The sequence below is a fragment of the Micrococcus sp. M4NT genome (assembly GCF_033790745.1).
GTDB lineage: Bacteria > Actinomycetota > Actinomycetes > Actinomycetales > Micrococcaceae > Micrococcus.
In genome coordinates this window covers 1-13,497 of the sequence record NZ_JAMYEH010000014.1, presented here as the reverse complement: position 1 = coordinate 13,497, position 13,497 = coordinate 1, and the positions used below count along the sequence as shown (strand labels likewise).

The window sequence follows — 13,497 nt, the reverse complement described above, 5'->3', positions numbered from 1 at the left end:
TCAGGGCCTCTCCGTGAGATGCACCACACTGTAGCTGGATCGGGCCGGAATGCGAAAGCACCGTCACACGGGTGTCATTCGGCACCCGCCGGAATGGCTCTGCTCACGCCGCCGCAGCCCCACGCTCTTTGAGGAGCGTCCGCACCGCCCATGCGCCGGACATGCCGTGCACGCCGGCCCCGGGCGGGGTCGAGGAGGAGGCCAGGTAGAGCCCCGGGCGTCCCGCGCGGTGCGGACGCAGGCTCGCGGTGGGGCGGGCGAGGAACTGGGCCCCGCCCATGGATCCGCCCGCGATGTCCCCGCCCACGAGGTTGGGATTCCACGCCTCCAGGTCCGCCGGACGCGTGGCGTGCGCCCGGACGATCCGGTCCCGGAAGCCGGGAGCATGGCGCTCGATCTGCGCCTCGATCACGGGGCGCACGTCGCCCGGATGGCCGTGCGGCACGTGGGCGTAGGACCACACCACCGTGCGCCCCTCGGCGGCCCCCGTGGCGCGGGAGGGATCGGCGGACTGCTGCTGGCACAGCATCACGAACGGCCGCTCGGGCATGCGGCCGGCCGCCGCCTCGGCCTCGGCGTGCTGGATCTGCTCCGCCGTCCCCCCGAGGTGGACGGTGCCCGCGCCGCCGAGCCGCGCGTCGCGCCAGGGGATGGGCCCGTCGAGGAGGAAGTCCACCTTGGACACGGCGGCGCCGTAGCGCCACCGGCGAAGGCGGCGCGCGTAGGAGGCAGGGAGGTCCGCGCCCCGCATTCCCAGCACCTGACGGGGCGTCAGGTCGAGCAGGACGGCGTCGGCCTCGGGCAGGGAGCGCAGGTCCGTCACCTCGTGGCCCAGGTGCAGGCGGCCGCCGTGTGCCTCGAGCACCTTCACGAGCGCCGCCACGATGGAGCCGGAGCCCCCCTCCGCCACCGGCCATCCGGTGCTCATGCCGAGGGCCCCGAACAGGGCGCCGAACGCGCTCGTGAGCGGCCGTCCGGGCGGCATCATGGCGTGGACGGAGGAGCCGGTGTAGAGCGCGCGGGCCTGCTCCGTGCGGAACACCGTCCGGGCCAGCAGGGCCGCGGGCCATGGGGCGCGCACCCCGAACCGGGCCATCGTCACGGGGTGCGGCCAGGGGCGCACCATGGGGCCCAGCACGTTCTCCACGATCTCAGCGGGGTGCCCCACCACCGCGCGGTGGAGGAGCCGCCAGGCCCGCGCGTCCTCGCCCAGCCCGTCGGCGGTGGCGTCGAGGTCGCGGTGGAGGATGGCTGCCGGCCCGTCCTGCAGCGGGTGGCCCATGGGCACCGCGGGGTGCACCCACCGCAGCCCGTGCGCCGTGAGGTCGAGCTCGTGGAAGGCCGGGCTCACCACGCCGAACGGATGTCCGGCGGCGCCGAGGTCCACCACGGTCCCCTCCCCCAGCACGGGCGCGGAGGCCGAGGCGCCGCCGGGCGCCGCATTGCGCTCGTAGACGTCCACCTCCCAGCCGGCGCGGGCCAGCAGGGCCGCCGCGGTGAGGCCGTTGGGGCCGGAGCCGACCACCACTGCGCGGCCGGGGTCGACGTCCGGCAGGTCGAAGCCGGTGCCGAGGGTGGGGGCGATGTGGGACACGGGGACCTCCGGTGCGGGTCGTCGGACTGCGGCGCCGGGCTCCCGGCGGGGCCGCCGGTCCCGGTCTCCGTAGGATGGTCGCACGCCGCTGGCCCCGTCCGCAGGAGGTGATCGTCGGGTGGATCCCTTCTGGACCGCTGTGGCCCTGACGTGCTTCGCCGGCGCCGCGACGGTGCTGGGAGGCCTGCTCGCCGTCGTCGGGCGCCCGCCCACGGGGCGTGGGCTCGGCTTCGCGCTGGGGCTGGCCGCGGGCGTCATGGTCGGCGTGTCCGCCCTCGAGATGGTGCCCGTGTCCGTCGCGGACCTGGCCCCGAGCCTCGGCCCGCTGGCCTTCCCCGCGGCCGCCGCCGCGGTCCTGGCCGGCGCCGGCGTGGTCCTTCTCCTCAGCCGCCTCCTCCCCGGCCCCGCCGACCTCCCGGCGGCGTCCCCGCGGGCGGACGCGTCCTCCCCGGCCCTCGACGCCCGGCGGCTGCACCGTCTGGGCCTGATGACAGCCGGGGCGATCGGCCTGCACAACGCCCCCGAGGGGTTCGTCACGTTCGCCGGCACGCTGCAGGACCCGGCCGTGGGCGTGGCGCTCGCCGTCGCGATGGCCGTGCACAACGTGCCGGAGGGCGTGGCCGTGGCCGTCCCGGTGCGCCAGGCCACCGGATCGCGGGCGCGCGCATTCGGATGGGCGGCCCTCACCGGGCTCGCGGAGCCCGTCGGCGCCGTGGTGCTCTACCTGCTGCTCGCCCCGTTCATCACCCCGGCCCTGATGGCGGTGGTGTTCGCCGCCGTCGCCGGGGTGATGACGGCCCTCAGCCTGGCCGCCCTGCTGCCCGCGGCGCGCGCGGCCGGAGGCCTTCCCACCGCCGGGGCAGGCGCGCTGAGCGGCGCCGCGGTGATGGCCCTGTCCCTCGCACTGCTCGGCTGACCCGACCCTGCGTCGCACGGCTCAGTGGACGAGCGCCTCCTGCAGCACGGCCTCGGCCTCGCGTTCCTCGCCGCCCGCGGTCTGCCACGTCACGGTGATGCGGGCCCCCACGTTGTGGTCGTTCACCAGGCGGGACATCGCGCTGGCGTCCCCGCCCACGTCCTGGCCGTCGATCGCCAGGATGAGGTCGCCCGGCACCAGGCCGATCCCGTCCCCCGCGGAGTCCGGGGCGACCTCCAGGACGCTGACGCCCTCGGGCGCCGAGGCCACGACGATGCCCAGCGCGCCGTCCGCGCCGATGCTCACCGTGTCCGTCTCCTCGCCGGAGAGCACCTGCTCCACGACGGAGAGCGCCACGGGCAACGGGATCGCGTACCCGTCCACGTCCTGCGCGGTGGTGCCGTCGCTCGCAGCCACGGTCACGGCCACCACCTGGCCGTCCGCGTCCACGAGGGGGCCGCCGGAGTAGCCCGGCACCACGTCCGCGTCCGTCTGCACCAGACCGGTGAGGCGCGCGTAGTCGTCCGTGCCCTCGGTGGCGGCCATGATCGAGCGGCCGGTGCCGAGCACCTCGCCCCGCACCGCGGTGAGGAACCCCTGCCCGCTGCCGTTGCCCACGGCCGCCACCTCGGCGCCGCGGCGGAGCGGGCCCGTGGACACGCTCGCGACCTCCAGGTCGTCCACGCCGTCGACGTCCAGCACCGCGATGTCGTGCTGGGCGTCCCGGCCGAGCACGGTGGCCGCGTGGCGCTCCCCGGTGTCCGCCACGGTCACGAAGACACGGGAGGAGTCCTCCACCACGTGGTAGTTGGTCACCGCGAGCCCGTCCGCGGAGAGCACGATCCCGGTGCCCGTGCCCATCATCGAGCCCAGCACCGTGTCCACCAGCAGCACCCCGGGCGCGTCGGTGACCTCCACGCCCGCGTCGAGGCCCTCGCCGCTCCCCCCGGGGGCGGACCAGTCGATGGCGATCCCGTCGTGGACGCCCTCGAGCGCTGCGGTCAGCTCGCTCGCGTCCGCGGTGGGCGGGGCGGCGCCGCCCGCGCCGGCGTCGGACCGCCCCGCGGAGGACGCGGATGGGCGGTCGGCCGCGGCCAGGTCCCGGATCTCACCGGTCACGAGGAGGGTGACGCCCACCGCGAGGACGATCGCGCCGAGCACGCCCAGGACGGAGACGAGCGTCGCCAGCGGGGAGCGGCGTCGTCGGGCGCCGCGGGGAGGCCATCCGGCGGGCGGCCCGCCCGACGGAGGCATGGCCGTGCTCAGGCGCGCACGGCGGCCAGCGCCGTCTCGTAGTCCGGCTCCGCGGTGATCTCGGGGACCAGCTCGGTGTGCACCACGCGGCCCTCCGGGTCCACCACGACGACGGCGCGCGCCAGCAGCCCGGCCATGGGGCCGTCCGCCAGCTCGACGCCGTAGACGGCCCCGAAGTCGGAGCGGAACACGGAGGCCGGGCGCACGTTCTCGATGCCCTCGGCGGAGCAGAAGCGGGCGGCGGCGAACGGCAGGTCAGCGGAGACGGCGAGGACCGTGGTGTCCTCCAGGTCCGCCGCGCGCTCGTTGAAGGTCCGCACCGAGGCGGCGCACACCCCCGTGTCCAGGGAGGGGAAGACGTTGAGCACCACCGTGCGTCCCGTCAGGTCCGCGAGGGACACGGGAGCGAGGTCCTGGCCGACGAGCGTGAACGCCGGAGCCTGCTCACCGGGCGAGGGGAGCTCGCCGACGGTGTGGACGGGGGTGCCGCGGAAGTGGGTGGTCGCCATGGTGGACAGCCTAGGATGAGCGCGAGCCGCCGCGGCGCGTCCGCGCCCGGAGTCGGCGGTGGGCGAACAGGAGAGAGCCGCCGTGCATGAACCCCTGACCTCGAACGTCACCGACGTCGCGCTGCTGTTCGAGGGGGGCGGCATGCGCGCCTCCTACACCTCCGCCGTGGTGGCCGAGCTGCTGCGCGAGCGGATCCACGTGGACTTCGTGGCCGGGATCTCGGCCGGCTCCTCCAACTCGGTGAACTACCTGGCGCGGGACGCCGAGCGGGCCCGCGCCGCGTTCGTGGACTTCGCGGACGACCCGAGGTTCGGGAACTGGCGCACGTGGGTGCGCGGCAAGGGCCTGTTCAACGCCGAGTACATCTATGAGCACGCCGGGCTGCCGGAGGCGGACCTGCCCTTCGACTTCGCCACGTTCGAGGCCAACCCGGCCCGCCTCGTGCTGGCCGGCTTCGACGCCCGCACCGGCGAGACCCGCTGGTGGGACCGCTCCGACATGATCTCGCTCGGCGACCTGATGGTGCGCGTGCGCGCCTCCTCCACGATGCCGGTGCTCATGCCCCCCGTGCACGCGGAGGGCACGGTCTTCGTGGACGGCGCCCTCGGCGTGGACGGCGGCGTGCCCGTCACGGCCGCGGATCGGGCGGGGTTCACGAAGCTGCTCGTCGTGATGACCCGCGAGCGCGGGTACGTGAAGCGACCCGAGCGCTTCCCCGCCTTCTACCAGCGGACCTTCCGCCGCTACCCGGCCGTGGCCGAGGCCCTCCTCACGCGGTGGCGGCGCTACAACGCCACGCGCGAGCGCCTCTTCGAGATGGAGCGCTCCGGCGACGCCTACCTGTTCGTCCCGGAGACCATGCCGGTCTCCAACGGCGAGCGCTCCGTGGCGAAGCTGGCGGCGGCCCACGCGCTCGGGCTGGAGCAGGCGCGCCGCGAGATGCCCGCGATCCGGGAGTTCCTGGGGCTCTGAGGGCTCACCCGGCGCCGCCGGCCGAGTCCGGCAGCCCGAACACCGAGTCGAACACGAAGGCGTACACGGCCGCGTAGACGAGGAAGAACACCAGCAGGCCCGCCTCGATGAGGAACGCCTCCCACAGGCTCACACCGAGGATGAGCGCCACAGCGGGGACGAGGAAGAGGATGAGACCCCCCTCGAACCCCACCGCGTGCAGGGCGCGCACCCACCAGGGGCGGCCGGCGATGCCCGCGGTGCGCTCCCACCGCTCGAAGAGGGAGTTGTAGACCACGTTCCAGATCAGCGCCACGGTCGAGGACACCACGGCGACCGCGAGCGAGGACCCTCCGGGCTTGCCCAGCGCCGCCAGGATCCCCGTGGTGAAGAGGATGGCCAGCGCCTCGAAGACCACGGCGTACACGACGCGGCGCTGCAGCGGCGTGCGGAAGACCCGGCGGGCCACGAGGGCGCGGCGGCCGCCGGGGCCGCGGGGAGCGGACGGGGAGAGGTCGGGATCGGTGGGCATCGCGGCTCACCCTAGCGACTTCCGCCGCCGACGACCTCGAGCTCTCCGGCATGGCCGCGTGGCTGCGCCATCAGGCGGACGAGGAGATCGTCCACGCCAACAAGTTCATCGACCACGTCACGGACCGCGACGGCTTCGCCCGCATCGGCGCGATCGCCGCCCCGCCCGAGGCGAAGGGCATGACCGCCCTGCAGATCTTCGAGGCGGCCCTCGCCCACGAGCAGAAGGTGTCCGAGTCCATCCGCGACCTCTACCGCGCCACCGAGGCCGCCGGTGACCTCAACTCCCGCCCGCTGCTCAACTGGTTCCTGGACGAGCAGGTCGAGGAGGAGTCCACCGTCTCCGAGATCGTGGGCCAGCTGAGGCTCGTGGGCGACGACGGCTCGGGCCTGCTGCGCATCGACGCCCGCCTCGGCCAGCGGCCGGTGGAGACCACCGAGAGCGCCTGACCCCTCCCCCGGTCCGAACGGGCCGGCGCCGACCGGAGGCGCGCGGGTCGTTATGCTCGACTCGCGCGCTTCCGCGCGTCGGCGCCCCGTGCGTCCCCCCGCACCCCAGGAGGAACTATGAGCGGTCTCGTCGCTCTGCTCGATGACGTCGCAGCCCTGGCACGCCTCGCCGCCGCCAGCGTGGACGACGTCGCCGCCGGCGCCGGACGCGCCTCGGTCAAGGCCGCCGGCGTGGTCATCGACGACGCGGCCGTGACGCCGCAGTACATGGCCGGTGCGGCGGCGAACCGCGAGCTGCCCATGATCTGGAGGATCGTGAAGGGCTCGCTGCGCAACAAGCTGGTCTTCATCCTCCCCGGCCTGCTGATCTTGGACTGGATCGCCCCGTGGGCCCTGCCCTGGCTGCTCCTCGCCGGCGGCACCTACCTCTCCTACGAGGGCGCCCACAAGGTCTGGGGCAAGCTGAGCGGCCACCATGAGGAGACGGACACCCCCGCCGTCGAGCAGGGCCCGGAGGCCGAGGACAAGGTGGTGCGCGGCGCAGTGACCACCGACTTCATCCTCTCCCTCGAGATCATGGTGATCTCCATGAACGAGGTGGCGGACCAGGGCTTCTGGCTCAAGGCCGGGATCCTCGCCGTGGTGGCGGTCTTCATCACGCTCGCCGTCTACGGTGCGGTGGCGGCCATCGTGAAGATGGACGACGTCGGCCTGCACATGAACCAGAACGCCCGCACCTCCGGTGCCCGCTCGTTCGGCCACGGCCTGGTGAAGGCCATGCCCATCGTGATGACCGTGATCACCGTGATCGGCACCGTCGCGATGCTGTGGGTGGGCGGCCACATCGTGCTGATGGAGCTCTCGGCGCTCGGCCTGCCGTGGCTGTACGACGCCCAGCACCACCTCGTGGAGCCCGTCACCCGGGCCGCCGGCTCCGTGCTCGGCTGGCTCGTGGAGACCCTGAGCTCCGCCCTGTGGGGCCTGATCTGGGGCTCGGTCGCCGTGGCCGTCATGGCCGTGGTGGGCCGCCTGCGGGGCAAGAAGGAGACCCTGCAGCACTGACCCCGCGTCGGACGAAGGAAGGGCGCCGTCGGATCCTCTCCGACGGCGCCCTCGGCGTCTGGGGTGGCGGGTCAGTCCGCCGTGAGGAAGGTGCGCACGGCGGAGACGAACGCCTCCGGCTGGTCGGCGTGCACCCAGTGCGAGGCGTCGCGGACCATGACGCGCACGACGCGCGGGAAGAGCGCCTTCATCTCCGGGACGTCCTCGTCGAGGATGTAGTCCGACTTCTCGCCGCCGAGCCACAGCACGGGGTGGTCGAACACGCGGTCCGGGTCCTCGGGGACGACCGGGTCCGGGAACCGCCCGACCTCCTCGAGGTGCTCGAAGAGCATCCGCACGTTGGGCTGCCATGAGAAGTGCCCGCCCTCGCGGCGCAGGTTCTGGAGGAGGAAGCCGCGCACACGTTCGTCGTGGACGTGCTCGGCCATCGCCGCGTCCGCCTCGGCGCGCGTGGAGTAGGCACCGAGGTCCATCTCCAGCATGGTGCCGAGCAGGTGCACGAACTCGTCCGTGGCCGAGGGGGACATGCGCGGGGAGATGTCCACCACCACGAGCCGCTCCACGAGATCGGGGTGGCGCAGCGCGAGGACCATGGCCACCTTGCCGCCCATCGAGTGGCCGAGCAGGTGCACGGGCCCGTCCGCGGCGAGCCCGGCGCGCAGGTGCTCCGCCACGCGGTCGGCCATCCCGGGGTAGTCCACCGCGTCGGTCCACGGCGACTGGCCGTGGTCCGGGAGGTCCACGAGCTCGAGCGTGAAGTCGTCGGCGAGCGCGTTCGCCACGCCCGTGAAGTTTCGGCCGCGGCCCATGAGGCCGTGGAGGAAGGCGACGCGGTGCGGGCCCGATCCCACCGTCGTCGAGGCGAGGGGCTCGACGTCGGTGGACGGGGAGGAGGAGGAGGAGTCGGTGGTCGGCACGGGCTCCAGGGTAGTGCCGCGCGGGCCGAGGGGCGCGGCCTCCTCGCCTCCGGCGCACTCGAGGACTCGGGGCGCGTCCGCGGCGGCACCCGGCACCGGCCCCCGCCGGCCTCAGCCGGTCACGCGGGGCGCCCGGGTGTGCGCCGCGTCGGACATGTCCTCGAGCTCGCGCCCCTTGGTCTCCGGGATCATCGTGGCGACGAAGAGGAACGAGAGGGCTGCCATCACCGCGTACAGGCCGTAGGCGAACATCAGGCCGAGGTCCGCCAGCGCCGGGAACGTCGTGGAGATCGCGAAGTTGGCCACCCACTGGGCGGACGCGGCCACCGCGAGCGCCCCGGCGCGGATGCGGTTGGGGAACATCTCGCCGAGCAGGACCCACGTGATGGGGCCCCACGAGACGCCGAAGAACACCACGAACGCGTTCGCGGCGATCAGCGCGACGGTGGACATGGGAGCGGCGAGCACCACCGAGGAGGAGCCGTCGGCCGCGGTGACGGCCGTGGCCGTGGAGAAGGCGTAGGCCATCGCGCCGAGGCTCACGGCCATGCCCGCGGAACCGACCAGCAGCATCGGACGGCGCCCCACCCGGTCCACGAGGGCGAGGGCCACCAGCGTCACCACGATGTTCGTGACGGAGGTGATCACCGTGATCGTCAGGGCGTCGGACTCGCCGAAGCCGACCGAGCGCCACAGCGTGGTGGAGTAGTAGAAGATCACGTTGATCCCCACGGCCTGCTGGAACACGGAGAGCAGGATGCCGACCCACACGATGGGCTTGAGGCCAAGGGCGTCCCCGCGCAGGTCGCGCAGGCTCTCCCGCTGCTCGGAGTTCAGCGAGCGGCGGATGTCCTCGATCATGGGGGCCGGGTCGGCGACGCCGGTGAAGTCGCGCAGCACGTGGGCGGCGTCGTCGAGCCGGCCCCGGGCCACGAGGTAGCGCGGTGACTCGGGCAGGCGCAGGGAGCAGACGCCGTAGAGAACCGCGGGCACGGCCGCCGCGAGGAACATCCAGCGCCACGCCGGCATGCCGAACCACAGCGTCTCGGCGGCGCCGCCGGCGACGTTGGCGAACAGCGCGTCCGAGAGGAGCGCCACGAAGATGCCGAGAACGATCGCCAGCTGCTGCAGCGATCCCAGCCGGCCGCGGACCCGGGCCGGGCTGACCTCCGCGATGTACGCCGGTGCGATCACCGAGGCGGCGCCGACGCCGAGTCCGCCGACCAGACGCCACAGGATCAGGTCCACGACCCCGAAGGCGAAGCCTGAGCCGATCGCCGAGACGAGGAAGAGCACGGCCGCGATCACCATGACGGGGATGCGGCCGCGGCGGTTGGCCAGCGGTCCGGCGAACCAGGCGCCCACCGCGCAGCCGATCAGCGCGGAGGAGACCGCGAAGCCGGTGAGGGCGGGGCCGAGCGCGAAGTCCGCCGCGAGGGCGTCCACCGCACCGTTGATCACCGACGTGTCGAATCCGAACATGAACCCGCCGAGGGCGGCGGCGAGGCTGATGCCCACCACCCTGGCGTTGAGTCGCGAGGTGACCTGCCCCGCGGGGGCGTGCTGCTCTGCCATGGTGGGCCGCTTCCTGTCTGAGGTGGGGCCGGACGCCGCCCCCGGGGACGCACAGTGTCCCGTCCGGATGCGCCCCCGCGCAACCGCATCCTGCCGAGTTCCCGACGGCGGCCCGTCGCCGGCCGTTCACCAGCAGGTCACCGTCCCCGCATCTGCGGGGCGGACCATGGGATCCATGAGCGAGACACCGCGTCCCCAGTCCACCGCCCGCCGCACCGTCCTGGCCACCGGCGCCGCCGCCTCGGCCGCCCTCCTGCTCCCCGCATCCGCCGGGGCCGCCCCCGGCCGCTCCGGCAGGGCCGCCTCGCGGCACTCCGGGCTCGTCTCCTCCCGCCTCACGCTGCCCTCCGGCGTGGCCACGGGCGACGTGTCCTCGAACTCCGCCGTCCTGTGGGCCCGCAGCTCGGGCACCTCCCGCCTGCGCGCCGTGCTCCGCGCCGTGGACGAGTCCGGGCAGGTGCTGCGCGGGCGCTTCCAGCACGGCGTGACCCTGCGCTCGGGCTGGGTCTCCGGTCAGACCGACCACACCGCCAAGATCGTCGCGGGCAGGCTGCCCTCCGGCACCCGCTTCGAGGTCACCTACGCGTTCGAGGACGAGCTGGGCCGCCTCGGCGAGTCCGCCGTCGCCCACTTCACCACGGCCCCCGGCACGCGCTTCGGGAAGAAGACCACCGCCGCGCAGTCCTTCGTGTGGACCGCGGACACCGCGGGCCAGGGGTACGGCATCAACCCCGAGATCGGAGGCATGCGCGGCTACGCGGCCATGCACGCCACCAAGCCGGACTTCTTCCTCCATTCGGGGGACACGATCTACGCCGACAACCCGATCCCCGAGACCGTGGAGGTCAAGGGCGAGCCCACGTGGCGCAACATCACCACCGAGGAGACGTCCAAGGTGGCCGAGACGCTGAACGAGTTCCGCGGCCGTCACCGCTACAACATGATGGACGTCAACCTCCGCGAGATGTACGCGGACGTCCCCGTGATCGCCCAGTGGGACGACCACGAGACCACCAACAACTGGTGGCCCGGCGAGGTCCTCGAGGACCCCCGCTACACGCAGGTGCGGGACGTGGACACGCTCGCCGCCCGCGCCCGCCGCGCGTGGCAGGAGTACATGCCGATCGCCGACGGGCGCGCCCTGCGCGGCGGTGACGGCTTCGAGCCGGCCCGCATCCACCGCAAGATCTCCCGCGGCCCCTCACTCGACGTCTTCGCCCTCGACATGCGCACGTTCAAGGGCGAGAACACCCCCGGTCTCGAGCAGACCGAGACGCCGATCCTCGGCGAGGAGCAGCTGCAGTGGCTCATCCGCGAGCTGCGCGCCTCCACCGCCACGTGGAAGGTGATCGCCAACGACCTCCCGCTGGGCCTCGTCGTCCCGGACGGCAAGGGCCAAGAGTCGATCTCCAACGCGGAGCACGGCGCCCCGCTGGGCCGCGAGCTCGAGCTGGCCCGCCTCCTCAAGGCGATCAAGGACCACGGCGTGAAGAACGTCGTGTTCCTGACCGGAGACGTGCACTACTGCGCGGCCCATCACTACTCCCCCGAGCGCGCGGCGTTCACCGACTTCGAGCCCTTCTGGGAGTTCGTGGCCGGGCCCATCAACGCCGGCTCCTTCGGGCCCAACGCCCTGGACGGCACGTTCGGCCCGCGCCTGGACTTCGAGGCGCACGGCCCCGTCATGGGCTCCCCGCGCACGGGCGAGCACCAGTACTTCGGGCACGTGGAGATCCCCGAGGACGGCCGCGCGTTCCGCGTCCGCCTGATCAACGCGCAGGGCACCACGGTCTACTCGCGCACGCTCACCGCGCGCTGACCCGGGTGCCGGGCTCCGGCCCGGTTCCCCCACGACGACGGCGACGCGCCCCGGGCGGGGAGGCGTCGCCGTCGGCGCGTGCCGGGAGGAGGCGGCGGGGACGCAGGACCGCGAGCCGAGGCCGCCCGTCGTGACGGGCGTGGCCGCCGGCCGCAATGAACGAGAGTTCGCCCATCGCCCGGCCTGGTTCGCGCTAGCGTCTCGCCCATGTCCCCCTCGCCCTCCGAGGACGCCGCGCGCCTCGACACCCCCGCCACGGCCGACGCCGCCCCCGCTCGGCGCCCCCGCTTCGGCCTGCTCGCGCGCGTCCTGACCGGCATCGTCCTGGGCATCGTCCTCGGCCTGATCGCCCCCGACTGGCTCGCCCGCACCGCGGCCACCTTCGCCGGGCTCTTCAGCGGCTTCCTGGGCTTCATCGTCCCGGTCCTGATCCTCGCGCTCGTGGCGCCGGCGATCGCCGAGCTGGGCCGCGGCGCCGGGCGGTGGCTCGGGCTCACCGCGGCGATCGCCTACGCCTCCACCGTGTTCGGCGGATTCCTCGGGCTGGCGGCCGGGCTCGCGGTGTTCCCGCACCTCCTCACGCCCGGCTCCATCTCCTCGGTGACCGACCCCACCGCGGGGCAGGCCGAGGCCTTCTTCACGGTGGAGATGGCGCCGCCGTTCGGCGTCATGACCGCGCTCGTGCTCGCGTTCGTGATGGGCATCGGCATGACGCTGATCCCGCGGGGCACCCTGCAGCACGGCTTCGAGGAGCTGCGGAGCATCGTCGAGAAGGTGATCAGCGGCGTGATCGTGCCCCTGCTGCCGTTCTACGTCTTCGCGACGTTCCTGACGATGGCCGCCGCCGGAGGCGTCGCCGAGGTCGTCCTCACGTTCCTGGGCGTCATCGCCCTCGTCTTCGTCCTCACGCTCGTCCTGCTGCTCGTGCAGTTCGCCGTGGCCGGCGCGGTCGCGCGCCGGAACCCGTTCACGGCTCTGCGGGCCATGCTCCCGGCCTACGCCACCGCGCTGGGCACCTCGTCCTCGGCCGCGACCATCCCCGTGACCCTGCGCCAGGTGGGCACGCTCGGCGTCCGCCGTCCGGTGGCCTCCTTCGTGGTGCCCCTCGCCGCGACCATCCACCTGGCCGGGTCCACGGTCAAGATCGTCTCCTTCTCCCTGGCCGTGCTCGTCCTCTCGGGCCAGGCCGTGGACGTCCCCGTGATGATCGGCTTCATCTTCATGCTGGGCATCACGATGGTGGCCGCGCCGGGCGTGCCGGGCGGGGCGATCGTGGCGGCGTCGGGGCTGCTGGCCTCGATGCTCGGCTTCACGGAGCCGCAGGTCGCGCTCATGGTGGCGACCTACCTCGCCATCGACTCGTTCGGCACGGCCACGAACGTGACGGGCGACGGCGCGATCGCGCTCATCGTCGACCGTGTCGCCGGCGACCGCATCACGGCGGCGACGGGCGGCGCAGGCCCCACGGAGCCCACCGGCCTCACGCCCGCCGACTGAGTCCGCGCGGCTGACGCCCCTGCGCGTCCCGGCCGAGGACAATGGGGCGCATGCTCATCGTCCTCGGCCCCTCCCCCGCCTCCGGCGGCGCGGCCGCGCCGCCGGACGAGTGGTCCGCCGTCGTCGTCCCGGACGGCGAGGGCGCCCCCGAGCCCGCGGTGCGCTTCCGCCGCGCCCAGGCGCCCGACGTCGTCCGGGGCCTGCCTGCCCGCCTCGGCGCGGAGGCGGCGCAGGTGCGCTGGGTGCTGGCCTCAGTGGCCGAGGCGTACGCGCCGTGGATCGCCGCGGGCGTGCACGTGGACCGCTGCTGGGACCTCGGGCTCGTGCAGCGGATCCTGACGCGTGCCGCGTCCGCCCCCGGCAGCGGGGTGGGGCCGACCGGCGGCTCGGGCGGCGCGGGCTACCGGCCCGTGTGCGAGAT

11 protein-coding genes and 2 pseudogenes are annotated in these 13,497 nt (G+C 73.9%); 7 read left to right on the top strand and 6 right to left on the bottom strand.

Translation table 11 applies throughout. From position 1 onward, the window contains the following. Positions 1–103 precede the first annotated feature (103 nt). Positions 104–1,594: a phytoene desaturase family protein gene (locus NJC10_RS10430; RefSeq protein ID WP_413466431.1), complete on the bottom strand. Its 1,491-nt coding sequence runs from the start codon at positions 1,592–1,594 to the stop codon at positions 104–106. Between the two features lie 118 nt (positions 1,595–1,712). On the opposite strand from NJC10_RS10430, the gene NJC10_RS10425 reads away from it, so the two are divergent. Next, positions 1,713–2,510 carry a ZIP family metal transporter gene (locus NJC10_RS10425; RefSeq protein WP_319076441.1) on the top strand — a complete coding sequence of 266 codons (798 nt, stop codon included), beginning with the start codon at positions 1,713–1,715 and terminating at the stop codon, positions 2,508–2,510. A 21-nt stretch (positions 2,511–2,531) separates the two neighbouring features. On the opposite strand, the gene NJC10_RS10420 is transcribed toward NJC10_RS10425, so the two are convergent. Next, on the bottom strand, positions 2,532–3,764 hold the full coding sequence (locus NJC10_RS10420) for a S1C family serine protease (protein WP_319076440.1): 1,233 nt from the start codon (positions 3,762–3,764) through the stop codon (positions 2,532–2,534). Positions 3,765–3,772: 8 nt separating this feature from the next. Then, complete coding sequence (gene tpx / locus NJC10_RS10415; RefSeq protein ID WP_319076438.1) at positions 3,773–4,273, bottom strand: thiol peroxidase; 501 nt, start codon at positions 4,271–4,273, stop codon at positions 3,773–3,775. Positions 4,274–4,355: 82 nt separating this feature from the next. Here tpx and NJC10_RS10410 point away from each other — a divergent pair, with 82 nt between their 5' ends. Next, entirely contained in the window at positions 4,356–5,246 is an 891-nt protein-coding gene (locus NJC10_RS10410) for a patatin family protein (protein WP_319076437.1), read from the top strand. 4 nt (positions 5,247–5,250) lie between these two features. Here NJC10_RS10410 and NJC10_RS10405 read toward each other — a convergent pair whose 3' ends face one another. Further along, a complete protein-coding gene (locus NJC10_RS10405; RefSeq protein ID WP_319076436.1) occupies positions 5,251–5,757 on the bottom strand; it encodes a PACE efflux transporter in 507 nt (168 codons plus the stop codon). Between the two features lie 23 nt (positions 5,758–5,780). Between NJC10_RS10405 and NJC10_RS10400 the strand changes: the two are divergent. Both NJC10_RS10400 and NJC10_RS10395 read left to right on the top strand, forming a co-directional pair. Then, positions 5,781–6,206, top strand: a pseudogene (locus NJC10_RS10400) (ferritin); the annotation flags it as partial. 117 nt (positions 6,207–6,323) lie between these two features. Further along, complete coding sequence (locus NJC10_RS10395) at positions 6,324–7,268, top strand: DUF808 domain-containing protein (RefSeq protein ID WP_319076434.1); 945 nt, start codon at positions 6,324–6,326, stop codon at positions 7,266–7,268. Between the two features lie 71 nt (positions 7,269–7,339). Here the strand turns inward: NJC10_RS10395 and NJC10_RS10390 are convergent, their stop codons facing one another. Then, on the bottom strand, positions 7,340–8,185 hold the full coding sequence (locus tag NJC10_RS10390) for an alpha/beta fold hydrolase (RefSeq protein WP_319076432.1): 846 nt from the start codon (positions 8,183–8,185) through the stop codon (positions 7,340–7,342). Positions 8,186–8,296: 111 nt separating this feature from the next. Continuing rightward, entirely contained in the window at positions 8,297–9,760 is a 1,464-nt protein-coding gene (locus NJC10_RS10385; RefSeq protein WP_298711956.1) for a sugar porter family MFS transporter, read from the bottom strand. 175 nt (positions 9,761–9,935) lie between these two features. On the opposite strand from NJC10_RS10385, the gene NJC10_RS10380 reads away from it, so the two are divergent. The 3 genes and pseudogenes from NJC10_RS10380 to NJC10_RS10370 form a co-directional block, all read left to right on the top strand. Continuing rightward, positions 9,936–11,579: an alkaline phosphatase D family protein gene (locus NJC10_RS10380; RefSeq protein WP_319076431.1), complete on the top strand. Its 1,644-nt coding sequence runs from the start codon at positions 9,936–9,938 to the stop codon at positions 11,577–11,579. Positions 11,580–11,786: 207 nt separating this feature from the next. Next, complete coding sequence (locus tag NJC10_RS10375) at positions 11,787–13,076, top strand: dicarboxylate/amino acid:cation symporter (protein ID WP_298711951.1); 1,290 nt, start codon at positions 11,787–11,789, stop codon at positions 13,074–13,076. A 50-nt stretch (positions 13,077–13,126) separates the two neighbouring features. Continuing rightward, a pseudogene (locus NJC10_RS10370) lies at positions 13,127–13,497 on the top strand (hypothetical protein); the annotation flags it as partial.

Bases quoted from the DNA above. Each gene is read 5' to 3' on its own strand.
- NJC10_RS10395 (WP_319076434.1), top strand. From the start codon at position 6,324: ATGAGCGGTCTCGTCGCTCTGCTCGATGACGTCGCAGCCCTGGCACGC.
- NJC10_RS10405 (WP_319076436.1), bottom strand. From the start codon at position 5,757: ATGCCCACCGATCCCGACCTCTCCCCGTCCGCTCCCCGCGGCCCCGGC.
- NJC10_RS10380 (WP_319076431.1), top strand. From the start codon at position 9,936: ATGAGCGAGACACCGCGTCCCCAGTCCACCGCCCGCCGCACCGTCCTG.
- NJC10_RS10385 (WP_298711956.1), bottom strand. From the start codon at position 9,760: ATGGCAGAGCAGCACGCCCCCGCGGGGCAGGTCACCTCGCGACTCAAC.
- NJC10_RS10375 (WP_298711951.1), top strand. From the start codon at position 11,787: ATGTCCCCCTCGCCCTCCGAGGACGCCGCGCGCCTCGACACCCCCGCC.
- tpx (WP_319076438.1), bottom strand. From the start codon at position 4,273: ATGGCGACCACCCACTTCCGCGGCACCCCCGTCCACACCGTCGGCGAG.
- NJC10_RS10420 (WP_319076440.1), bottom strand. From the start codon at position 3,764: ATGCCTCCGTCGGGCGGGCCGCCCGCCGGATGGCCTCCCCGCGGCGCC.